Annotated in this window: 9 protein-coding genes; 1 reads left to right on the top strand and 8 read right to left on the bottom strand. The window is 71.0% G+C overall.

The features are described from left to right. Positions 1 to 384 precede the first annotated feature (384 nt). From AC13HU_RS20775 to AC13HU_RS20750, 6 genes are all read right to left on the bottom strand, one after another. On the bottom strand, positions 385 to 891 hold the full coding sequence (locus AC13HU_RS20775; protein ID WP_483043414.1) for a PASTA domain-containing protein: 507 nt from the start codon (positions 889 to 891) through the stop codon (positions 385 to 387). After that, the gene (locus tag AC13HU_RS20770) at positions 888 to 1418 is read right to left on the bottom strand and encodes a SigE family RNA polymerase sigma factor (protein WP_483043415.1); all 531 of its coding nucleotides are present in this window, start codon (positions 1416 to 1418) and stop codon (positions 888 to 890) included. The genes AC13HU_RS20775 and AC13HU_RS20770 overlap by 4 nt, the downstream gene beginning before the upstream one ends. Before the next feature lie 337 nt (positions 1419 to 1755). Beyond that, positions 1756 to 2535 carry a VOC family protein gene (locus tag AC13HU_RS20765; protein ID WP_483043413.1) on the bottom strand — a complete coding sequence of 260 codons (780 nt, stop codon included), beginning with the start codon at positions 2533 to 2535 and terminating at the stop codon, positions 1756 to 1758. A 252-nt stretch (positions 2536 to 2787) separates the two neighbouring features. Further along, the gene (locus tag AC13HU_RS20760) at positions 2788 to 3042 is read right to left on the bottom strand and encodes a hypothetical protein (protein WP_483043412.1); all 255 of its coding nucleotides are present in this window, start codon (positions 3040 to 3042) and stop codon (positions 2788 to 2790) included. Between the two features lie 41 nt (positions 3043 to 3083). Further along, positions 3084 to 3551, bottom strand: a complete 468-nt coding sequence (locus AC13HU_RS20755; protein ID WP_483043411.1) for a hypothetical protein — start codon at positions 3549 to 3551, stop codon at positions 3084 to 3086. Beyond that, the gene (locus AC13HU_RS20750) at positions 3532 to 4050 is read right to left on the bottom strand and encodes an MFS transporter (RefSeq protein ID WP_483043410.1); all 519 of its coding nucleotides are present in this window, start codon (positions 4048 to 4050) and stop codon (positions 3532 to 3534) included. The genes AC13HU_RS20755 and AC13HU_RS20750 overlap by 20 nt, the downstream gene beginning before the upstream one ends. Before the next feature lie 292 nt (positions 4051 to 4342). Here AC13HU_RS20750 and AC13HU_RS20745 point away from each other — a divergent pair, with 292 nt between their 5' ends. Further along, a complete protein-coding gene (locus AC13HU_RS20745; protein ID WP_483043409.1) occupies positions 4343 to 7591 on the top strand; it encodes a WD40 repeat domain-containing protein in 3249 nt (1082 codons plus the stop codon). An 8-nt stretch (positions 7592 to 7599) separates the two neighbouring features. On the opposite strand, the gene AC13HU_RS20740 is transcribed toward AC13HU_RS20745, so the two are convergent. Then, positions 7600 to 9411 (bottom strand): SPFH domain-containing protein, encoded by a 1812-nt coding sequence (locus AC13HU_RS20740; protein WP_483043408.1) that lies wholly within the window; start codon positions 9409 to 9411, stop codon positions 7600 to 7602. After that, positions 9408 to 10823, bottom strand: a complete 1416-nt coding sequence (locus AC13HU_RS20735) for a toll/interleukin-1 receptor domain-containing protein (RefSeq protein WP_483043407.1) — start codon at positions 10821 to 10823, stop codon at positions 9408 to 9410. Before AC13HU_RS20735 ends, AC13HU_RS20740 begins: the two co-directional genes overlap by 4 nt. Between the last annotated feature and the right edge of the window lie 151 nt (positions 10824 to 10974).

Here is a 10974-nt window from a genome sequence, read left to right as displayed (position 1 = left end):
CTCCCCGACTTGTCCACCCGCCCCCGCCGCGTCCCCTCGCGGGTAATGATTTGCAGCGGTCCCGGTCGTGCCTCTCGTCTCGTGCGCCCGGTCCGCGTCAGCCGGAGTCCGGTGAGCAGGCGCCGGCCAGCCTGACGGCGCCGGCCAACGGCCCTGCGGCCAGGCCGATTCCGCTGAGCCCGGCCCGCAGCCTGATCCGCCCTGACCCGTTCGCGTGGCACCGGATATGCGGCGGCGAGCAGCACCAACGACCCGATCCTGCGCCACGCCGCACGTTGAACACCCCATGGTGGAACGGCCGGCGGGCGGTGGCCCCGGGTTCGGCGGGGCCACCGCTCTGTTGTCCGGTCGGCCACCGCCCTGTCGTAAGGCCGGCGCGGCCGTTCAGCCGCAGAGGGTCAGGTCGACCTTCTCGCCGCCGTAGAGGATCGTCGGGCTGAGCGGGGAGACCGCGATGACCGAGCCCGGCTTGCAGTTGTCGACCACCCCGTGGGTGACCTTGCCGACCTTGAGGTTGCCCTGCGCCAGCGCCTCCTTGGCCAGGTCCAGGTTCATGCCCTTCAGGGAGAACGGCTTGACGTACGGCACCGTGGTGAAGTCGCCCTTGACCGCGGTCCTGGTGGGGGCGGCGGCGGGCCGTGTGGCGTGCGAACCGGTGCCGACGGTGGCCAGGGCGGTGCCGCCGCCGGCCACGATGACCGCTGCGGAGACGGCGGCTATGAAGCCGGCGCGCCTGCGGCGGGTGCGGCTCTTGATGCCGGTGGCGTCGAAGTGCGGCGCGGGGGAGGTATTGGCGAAGTCGTTCAAGGCGGTTACCAGTTCCTGTTCGAAGAGTTCGAGGTAGGCGTCACCGTCCCGGCCGTCCGAGGGTGGCGATGCGTAGCCGGTCATCGGATGTGGGTTCCTTCCCGGGACCGCGGTGACGAAGGTTCGGAGAGCGCGGGTATCTGGGCCCGGAGTTTTTCGAGGCCGCGGGTGAGCTGGGACCGTACGGCGCTCGGTGAGATCCGCAGGTCCTCGGCGATTTCGGCATCCGAAAGGTCGTGGAAGTAGCGCAACACCACGACGGTGCGCATGCCTATCGGCAGACGTTGCAACGCGCGGAACAGTTGGTCCCTGCTGTCGATACGACCGTATTCGTCGCCAGGCGCGGGCCGGTCGTCACCGGTGTCCTGCTGGGGTACGACACGGCGGAATCGCCGCCACCGGTCGTTGGCCAAATTCACCATGATGCGCCGCACATAGGCGTCCGGCGCGTCCTTGGCGGCGATGGTGCGCCAACGGCGGCAGGCGCGCTCCAGGGTTTCCTGGACCAGATCCTCGGCGGCCTCGCGGCTTCCGGTCAGGACCAGGGCCCCTCGGAACAACGCCCCCGAGCGGGCCGCGACGAAGGAGTGGAAATCATCCCCCGGGTCCATGCCGGCCGACGCCGGATCGGACCGGACGCGCCGACCGGACCGACCGGACCGACCGGTTCGGCTCGCCTCGGAAAGCAGGGAATTCCATTTGACTGCCAGAGCCACACCGCCCCTCCCTTCGTGTCCCCCCTTTGACGGCGGAGCGGCCCCTTCTGCTGCACCGCTTCTTTGAGACCTGCGTCACACAAGGGGAGAGCCGGTGGGCCAGTTGGAGGCGTGGGTGAGGTGTAGGTGAGGCGCGAGCGGCGGCGAGGTGGGCGGCGCCGAGCCCCCCGGCCGCCGCCGCACCTTCGTCCGCCGCACCTTCGTCCGCCGCGCCTTCGTCCGCGGCCCCGCGCTACCGCGGGGTCAGCTTGATCAGGGCGAACGGGGCGCCCTGGGGGTCGGTGACGACCGACATGCGGCCGGCCACCATGTCGAACGGCGGGGCGAGAACGGTGCCGCCACGCTTGACCAGCGCGTCCACGGTGGAGTCGACGTCGTCCACCGCGAAGTAGGTCAGCCAGTGCGCGGGCGTACCGGGCGGGTCGTTGGCGAGCAGCGAGGCGCCGCCGACGGCGTGCTCACCGACCCGCAGTTCCCAGTAGGCGTCGGCGCCCTCCATTTGCTTGAACTCGATGCCGAACACCTCGCCGTAGAAGGCGGTGGCGGCGAGCACGTCGGGGGTGTGCAGTTCGTTCCAGACCAGCGCGCCGGGCTCGTTGACGATCTGGGCGCCGAAGAACTCCCCGGGCTGCCAGACGCCGAACACCACGCCCTGCGGGTCGGCGGCGATCAGCATCCGGCCGAGCCCGCCGACGTCCATCACCGGGGCGAGCAAGGTGCCGCCCGCGCCGACGATCGCGTCCTGGGTGGCCTGGGCATCGGTGGTGGCCAGGTAACTGGTCCACACGGTCGGCGGAGTGGGCATGCCCTCGGGCGCCATCGCCGGGCCGATCCCGGCGACCGCCTTGCCCTGCAACTCGCAGACCGCGTACCCGCCGAACTCCTCCGGGCCCGGTCGGCCGCTCCACCCGAGCAGGTCGCGGTAGAAGTCCAGCGCGGCCTGCTGGTTCTGCGCCATCAGATCGACCCAGCAGGGGGTGCCGGTCGCGTACGGTGTGGTCACTTCGGGCATGCTGGCCCTTTCTGGTGGGATCCTGAGTCCACCAGACTCCCGTCACGGAACGCACTCCCCTACTCGACACGCTGTCACGAGCGCCGGACGCGGCGTTGGACGCCCGGAACGCACCGGAATGCAGGAGTACCCGGCCGGACGCGGCGCGATTTCCGGGCCCCCGGCCGCCCGCACGACGGCAACCCGCCGCTTCACCTCCGCCCACGCCACGACAACCCGCCGCTTCACCGACCGCCCGCTACCGGGCTCCCGTCACCACCGCTTGCCCGACGACATCCGCGTGCGCCGTTCCTCGTCGGCGGACGAAGCCGGGGTGCCGTCGGGACCCGGCGCTGTGGCGGGCCGGCGAAGAGCCGAGGACACCAGGAGGGGAAGGCCCGCCAGGCACACGCCGCCCGCCCCGACCACCAGTGCGGCCCTGGCCGACCACTCCACGCCGATGGCTCCTCCGAGCAGGCCCCCGAGCGGCATCGTTCCCCACACCAGGAACCGGATACTCGCGTTCATGCGGCCGAGCAGAGCGGGCGGGCAGATCCGCTGCCGCAGGCTCAGTTGGGCGACGTTGTACACGGTGCCGCCGGCCGCCGGCCGCCGGCAGGAAGTACCCGAGCCCCGCCAGGGCGAAGGTGGCCCGGCTGGTGACCACGGGGACGAGCAGCGCGAACGGCGGTGCACACGGTCGCCCGCCGGATGACGGGCAGACTGCCGAACCGGCGAACCCAGAACTGGGCGCTCAGGGCGCCCGTGACGCTGCCGCAGGCGCCGAGGGCGAAGTAGACCCCCACGTACGTCGGCGGCAGGCCGAGATCCCGCACCAGGCGCACGGTGATCACGGACTGCACGACCAGTGCGAAGAGGTTGAACCAGCCCGTACACAGCGTGATGGCCCGGAGTGCGGGAGTTCTCAGGACGTAGCTCAGCCCCGCCCAGATCTCCCGGCCGAGCCGGACCCGCTCGGGCCGCGCGGCCTCGGCCCGGTGCTCACCGGCCGCATGCTCAAACGGCCGTGCGCTCACCAGCCGCCCCATGCCCACTGGCCCCATGCTCACCGGCCCGGATGCGCAGCAGGAAGATCGTGGACAACACGAAGGCGCCGGCGAGCACCATCGGCAGTGTCTTCGCGCCGAGCAGGGCGATCAGCAGGCCGCCGGCTGTGGGAGCGGCGACCTGCGCCACCGACTGGGTCGCGGCGATCCGGGCGTTGCCCGACTCCAGGAAGTCCTCGTGCACGACGCGTGGCACGTAGCTCTGTTGCGCCACGTCGAAGAAGACCGTGAACACCCCGATGAGCAGCACGGTCGCATAGACCTGTGCCAGCCCCAGGTGACCGGACAGCGCGCTGACGCCCAGGACGACCATCAGCGTGCAGCGGAACACGTCCGCCGTGATCATCACGGTCCGCTGCTGACGTGCCCGGTCCACGACGACTCCGGCGGGCAGGCCGACCAGGAGGAAGGCGAGGGTGGCGAAGCTGCCGCGACGACCGCCCCGCAGACCGTGGGCACGACCAACCACGGCAGGCCCGTCCACACGGTGGTCAGCCCCGCGACGGCGCAGGTGACCCCGGTGACGATGAGCAGCCGCTTGCCGTACGGGCGCCAGGTGAAGGGTCCGGGGGTCGCGCGGCCTGGCCAGCCGCATCGCACCGGAGACCAGCGCCAACGCTGCCAGCAGCCCCGCGAACGTGCCCACGGCGGCTGCCATTACGACGTCCTGCCGGCAACGGCCGAAACCGGTGCCGCATGCCGTCCGGGGTGGCCGCATGCAGGATGATCACCGTGTCCGACGGGGCCACTAGCATCCCGGCATGATCACACCCACTCCCCGCGGGTTGCCGCGGGTCGACGAACTGCTGTGCAGTCCCGAGTACTTGGTGCATGCGGACCCGGCCGAGGTCCTTGCGCTACTTCCCCAGGCAACCAGCGTCGCGGCCCGTCTGGCGGCAACGGTGTATCGGACGTCGTTCCAGCGCCATCGGCGGGTCGACGCCGCCCGTCGTCGGCAGGCGTTGAGCCTGGACGCGTCGCGCTGGGGAGCGGACGAACTCGCCCGGCGTATCGCCGACGTGGTCGCACCTGACCGTCCGGATGCCGGCGTGGCCGTGGACTGGGACACCGGGCACAGGCCGAGCGATCGGCTGATCCGCCGGTTTGAGGGGCGGACCGAGAGGGTCGAGTCGCTGGCGACCGCGACCGTCGACGGGAAGGCGGTTGTCGTCGGCGCGAAGTACATCAACGACACGGTGCGCGTATGGGACATGGCCACCGGCACCGAGGTAGGTGTCCTCGACCAGAGGGCCACGGCGGTGGCCACCGCGACCCTGCACGGCCGGCCGATCCTCGTCGCCGGCTACGACAAGGGCCTGCAACGATGGGACCTGGCCTCCACTACCAAAATCGGCGATGCCCTGCGCTCCGGCGACTTCAATATCAAAAGGATCACGACGGCGATGCTGGACGGCCGGCCCATCGCGATCTGCTGCGGCTACCCGCCGGACGCGGTGCAGATCTGGGACCTGGAGGCGGGCACACGGATCTGCGGGCCGCTGGAGGGACACACCGGACCGGTCAACGGCGCGGACGTCGCCGAGATCGACGGCCGCACGGTGCTGCTGACCGTCAGCGGGGACGGCACGATGCGGATCTGGGACCTGGCCGACGGACGGCAGATCGGTGAACCGCTGGCGTGCCACAGCGACGACGTGGCCACCGCCGTCCTGCACGGCCGCCCCGTGGCCGTGACCGGCGGCGGACCCGAAAACGCCTTGCTCATATGGGACCTGACGACCCGTAAGACCGTCGGCGAGCCGTTGCCCGGGCACATCCTGCGCCCCGCCGAGATCGTCACCACCGTCGTGGACGGGCGGCCGATCGCGATCACCGCCGGCTACGACCACACCCTGCGCAGGTGGGATCTGGCCGAGGGCCGCCAGATGGGGAAGGCGCTGGACCCGCACAGCGGCGCGCTGACCGCCGTGGCAGTCGCGGAACTGGACGACCGTCCGGTCGCGGTCACCGCGGGCCGGGACAACCGCATGCTGTTGTGGGACCTCACGCCCGCGGGGCCGGCGCGCGAACAGCCCACGAGTGCCCGGTCCCGCGCCTCGTGGCGGGTGGACTGGGCGACGGGATCCGGCCTGAGCGACCGTATGGCACTCACCCTGGCCGGAAAGAGCTGCCGGGCGCTCGCCGTGGGAACCGTCGCCGGGCGCGCCGCCGTGGTCACCGTCGGGTGGCACGGGAAGCTGCGGATCCTGGACCCGGTGACCGGTGACCAGATCGGCGAGGACCTGGCCGCGCACAAGGGGGCGGTGAACGCCCTCGCGCTGACCACCCTCGACGACCGTGCTGTCGCCGTGACCGGGGGTGGCGACGGCGCCGTCCGAATGTGGGATCTGGCACTCGGCAAGCAGGTCGGGGCACCGTTGGTCGGGCACGCCGGCACCGTCGAGGCCGTGGCCGTAACGGAGTTGGACGGCCGCCCGGTGGCCTTGTCCAGCGGGCGCTACGGCGGGCCGAAGGGCGAGGTGCAGGTCTGGGACCTGGCCGAGGGCCGCGAGTTCGGTGCGCCACTCACCGGCCACACGGCCGAGGTCCACGCCATCGCGGTCACCGAGTTGGACGGCCGTCCGGTCGCCCTCACCGCGAGCGGATCGTTCCCGGACCGGGACTGCACCGTCCGGGTATGGGATCTGACGACTCGTCAACAGCTGGGCGACCCGCTGGTCGGCCACACCCGCGAGGTCGTCCGGGTGGCGACCGCGACGGTCGACGGCCGTTCGGTGGTCGTCACCGTCGCCCGTGACTTCACCGCCAGGGTGTGGGACCTGGCCACACGCGCCGAGATCCGGCAACTGCCCATCGCCGGCCGTGGTGCCCGCCCGCTGGCGATCGCTGAGATCGGCGGACGCCCGGTCGCGGTCATCGGCGGCACCCGGCAGTCGCCCACACAGGTGCAGGCATGGGACCTCGCCACCGGCGAGCCCGTGGGCGAGCCATTGGCGGGCCACACCGACGACCCCGCCGCCTTGGCGTTCGCCGAACTGCACGGTCGCCCCACGCTGATCTCCGGCGATGACGACTCCATCTTCGTGTGGGACATGAGTCCGGCACCCGGAGCCGACACGGACGCGCCCCGGCCCCGGCCGGGCATGGCGGGTCCGTTCGGCGCGCTCGCCACCACCGAGATCGACGGCCGCGAGGTGGCGGTCGCCGCCGACGACAGCCACCTGCATACCTGGGACCTGGCCGACGGCACCCGGGTCGGTGAGCCGATCCGCATCGGCCACCTCGTCACCTTCACGGTGACCGAACTCGACGGCCGCCCGGTCGCCGTCGCCGCGCCGGACCACGAGATCGCGGTCTGGGACCTGTCCGACGGTCGCGAGCTCGCGCGGTTCCCGACCGACCACCGCAACGAGATCACCGCCATCGCGACCGGCGAGGAGGGCGGCCGGCAGGTAGTCGTCACCGGAACCTACGACAACGCCGTCGCGGCGTACGTGCTGCCCACCGGCAAGCGCGTCGGACGGCGCCTGCGGTCCCTGCACTACGAAACGGTGCGCGCCGCCGCCGTCACCGAAGACGACGACGGACGCACTGTTGCCGTCACGGCAGGCGGCGACGCGTCGGCCGAGGTCGTGGTGTGGCAGGTACGCAACGGCAGGGAGGTGAGCCAGCCGTACCTCGGGGACACCGACGACGTGATCGCGGTTGCGGTGACCAGGCTCGACGGCCGCGCGACGGCCGTAAGTGCCGGTGCGGACAAGGTGGTCCGTGTCTGGCACATATCCGACGGCGAGCCGGTGCAGCCCGCGTTGTCCGGCCACACCCGCTCGATCAGCGCACTGGCCACCACGGTCCTCGACGGCCGCCCCACCGTGTTCTCCGGCAGCGCGGACCGCACGGTACGCGTCTGGGACCTCACCGCCGACCGACCGACCAGCGAAGAACTGGTCTTCCCCCACCCGGTCACGGCACTCGCGACAACCCCCCAAGGCCGGCTCGTCGTCCGCTTCGGCACCGACATCGCCGTACTGAGCCACGAACCGCGGTAGGCCGGCGCTCACTGCGGTGCGGCGTCGTCCGTCTCCCCGTCGAACTCGGCCGACTTGTCGAGCATCGGCACCTCGGCGCTCCGGCCGACCTGGCGGTCGGAGCGCAGTTCGCGGAGCCTGCCGAGGATGTCCCGCATGTTCGCCATCGGAAGTGCCTGCACCAGGCCCGTCATGTCGCCGCCGCCGATGTACTCGGGCACCTGGAACTGGGCGAACTCCCGCACGATGCGGATGACCGCGGCGTTCTCGGGACCGAGCGCGTCGATCTCGGCCTTCAGCTCCGCCTCCAGTCGCATGGCGATGCGCCTCCTGTCCTTGCGCGCCTCGATCTCGTCGATCTCGTCCGCGGTGCCGGCGCCCTCGAGCTTCGCCACCAGGAACCGGTTGTTCATCTCGGCGTTGAACTCCCGCTTCATCGCTTCGTTCATGCTGGAGTCCTCGGGCTGGAACTCGCTCAGCGTGGTGCCCTTGGCCTCGACACCCCACACCAGCAGGGCGTTGCGGACCTGGGCGGTGAGATCGGTGCGCGTCTCGGCGTACCTGCTCAGGAACTCCTGGATGGTGGCCGCCGCGGCGATCTCGCTGAAGTAGGACTCGACGGTGGCGCCGAGGACCCGCTCGACGAACCGCTGGACCGGCGCCGGGTTGTGGGACAGTCCGCCGATCCCCGAGGTGGTGCCGCCGAACTGGCTGACGAGTACCGGCGCGGCCTTCTCCGGGATCTGGAGGCTCTGCTTCATCTCCACATGGACCCGGTGGCCCTGGACGGTCACGGTGATCGGTTCGAGTTCGGCGTCGTAGTTGCGCTGCGCCTCCGCACCGGTCTTCTTGGTCCACTCCAGGATCAGCAGCCGGGTCGGGATCAGCATGACCCTGACGAACCAGGGATTGAGCGCGCAGACGGCGCCTTCGCCGAGCGTCTCCTGCTGCACACCGCGGCGGCCCCCGGCCGCCAGGAACACCCACGGCAGCCGGAAGCTGCCGTGGCCCTCGACCCATGGCGCCACGGTGCCGGCCGAACCGTCACGCGGGGGTTCGGCACCGTCGAGAGTGACCACCACGCCGGTCGCACCGATCGGGATGGCGATCTCCTGGAGACTCTCGTCGGTGAGTCCGTCGCGGGATTCCCCCACGTTGGCGATGGTGGTCACCTTGAACAGGGCCGGATTGATGTCGTAGTGGGCACCGCCGCCGAGGATCGCCAGCTGCCGACCCTGCTCGCCGCCACCGGACAGGAACGCGTCCCCGTCCTGGAAGCTGTTGCACTCCACATGCCTGCCGAACGGCCGGTGCGGCGGCCGGATGCCACCCGCCCTGGCCTCCACCACGCCCACTGTGCCGGGGGGTACGTACGTGCGCGGCTTGATGTCCACGGTGAAGAGCATGGTGTTGATGTAGTACGACTGGCCGCCCATCAGCGTGTTGACCTGGCGGCCCTGTTCACCGCCGTTGAGCAGGAATTGCGGCCCGTTCTGGAAGTTGTCGCACTCCACCTGCCGCGCCAGCGGCCGACCGCCCGGCCGGCCGCGGCCCTCCATCGCCGTGACCACGCCGATCTTGCCCTCCGGGATGTCCACCCTGGGCACGATCTCCACCGAGTACAGGCCGGGGACGAGCCAACTGGAGTGGTTGGTGGGCAGCACCCGCGCCTGGAGGCCCCGCTTGTTGTCCGGGGTGACCCTCCTGAACGTGGGATCGGTCGGTCCGTACTTCCGCCGGACGATCCCGACATGGCCGGGCGGTACCACCACACGCCCTATCACGCCGACATAGCCGGCTGCCACGGCCAGAAGCACGAGGATAACCAGGGCGATGATCATTGCAGGGTTCCCCGTTCGTCCAGGCGTTCATGCACGGCCAATGCCGTGGCGCTCCACTGGTCGTACCAGTCGGCGAAGTGCTCGTTCTGCGGGTTGCGGAGCGTCGGGAAGAAGCCGGCGCGGCGTCCGGGCCCGGCTCGGTCGGCGAACTCCTGGTAGTCGGCGGGCACGGCGTCGTCGATCGATCTCCGCCAGCCGCAGGCCACCGACAGGGCCAGGAACTCCGCGTGCCGTCCCTTGTGGACCTGCGCGAGGCCGCGTTGGGCCCGCAGCCCCTGACGGTCATGGGTGTGGCGTGCCCACACGGCATCGACGCCGGCCAGCAGCTCCGTCGGCAGAGCGTGGGCGTCCCGCGCCCGGAGCCAGCCGTCGCCGGCCCGGTTCGCGGCCTCCAGCAGCAGCGAGGTGGTCAGCAGATCGGCGTGCGCGTACTCGTGTTCCGCCAGGTACGTGTCCAGGCGGCCGAGTCCGGTGGCCGCCGGCACGCGCACGGCCCGGACCGAAGGCCGGGTCGGCGGCGGCGGGAGGACTGCCACCGGGTCCACCTCGCGGCCGTCCGGCGCAGCGGTCACCAGCCTTGCCAGCAAGGCCAGTTCGTCGTCGACGAGCAGCCGGCCGTCACGCGCGTCGACGTACCACGTGTTGGCCAGGTGGAAGTTGCGCTCGCCGTGCAGCAGGATCGGCACGAACGGACGCCCGTGCTGCTGCCCTTCGAGGATCATCCGGGTGACGTCGTCGGAGTCCTGCGACTGGGGCGACATCAGGACGACGATCCCCACCGCGTACCGCAGTTGCCGGCGGACCGTCCAGAAGTGGGCGTCGCCGGGACGCAGGTCGCCGATCGACCACACCGGCAGTCCGCCCTGCCGGAGTTGCCGCACGAGCTCCCGGGCGTACTCGGCATCGGCGCCCGCATAGCAGACCACGAAGGAGTGCTCGGGCGGTTCGGTGAGCGGGCGCGGCGGCGCCGGCTGCGCCACCTTGAGGTTGTCATCGGCCACTTCCGCGCTTTCGGGTGCAGCCTTGCCCTGTATCACGGCGACGATCTCGTCGATCTTCTCGTCGTACTGGTGCGTGGCGACATCGCGGAAGTCACGCCAGACCCGGTTCGCGGCGAACGGCGGCAGCGTCACGTCGCCTATCAGCACCGGGATGAAGCGGAGTTGGCGTTCCGCGGAGGCGTGCGCGAGGGCGGCGTACTCCTCCATGACGCGCGGGGAGTCGACGGATTCCGGGCTGATGATCGCAATTCCGTTGGCGGCGTGGCGGATCGCCTCGTCCAGCCGGTGAACCACCACATCACCGAAGCTCAGGCTCCATTGATCGAAGAAGACCCGGATGCCGGCTCGGCGCAGCCGGTGCGCGAACCCCTCGGCCCATTCGCTGTCCCCCGGCGCGTGGGAAATGAACACGTCGATCACTTCTCCGGCCCCCCGCGCGGCAAGACGTAAGCCTGACTGTCCCATGCTTCATGGTAGGAGGAAAACGCGGAGTCCGGGCCCTCCCAAAGGAAATTCGGCGGTGGGGTTCGGCAGCCGCCAAGCCGGGCTCGGCGGGCCGGAG

It is taken from the genome of Streptomyces sp. NH27 (assembly GCF_056859195.1).
The sequence above is the reverse complement of the archived record's forward strand: the minus strand, read 5'-3'. Positions and strand labels throughout refer to the sequence as shown.

What these genes read in the sequence shown, in the direction of transcription:
- AC13HU_RS20775 (WP_483043414.1), bottom strand. Translation starts at nt 891, where the DNA reads ATGACCGGCTACGCATCGCCACCCTCGGACGGCCGGGACGGTGACGCC.
- AC13HU_RS20770 (WP_483043415.1), bottom strand. Translation starts at nt 1,418, where the DNA reads ATGGACCCGGGGGATGATTTCCACTCCTTCGTCGCGGCCCGCTCGGGG.
- AC13HU_RS20765 (WP_483043413.1), bottom strand. Translation starts at nt 2,535, where the DNA reads ATGCCCGAAGTGACCACACCGTACGCGACCGGCACCCCCTGCTGGGTC.
- AC13HU_RS20760 (WP_483043412.1), bottom strand. Translation starts at nt 3,042, where the DNA reads ATGAACGCGAGTATCCGGTTCCTGGTGTGGGGAACGATGCCGCTCGGG.
- AC13HU_RS20745 (WP_483043409.1), top strand. Translation starts at nt 4,343, where the DNA reads ATGATCACACCCACTCCCCGCGGGTTGCCGCGGGTCGACGAACTGCTG.
- AC13HU_RS20740 (WP_483043408.1), bottom strand. Translation starts at nt 9,411, where the DNA reads ATGATCATCGCCCTGGTTATCCTCGTGCTTCTGGCCGTGGCAGCCGGC.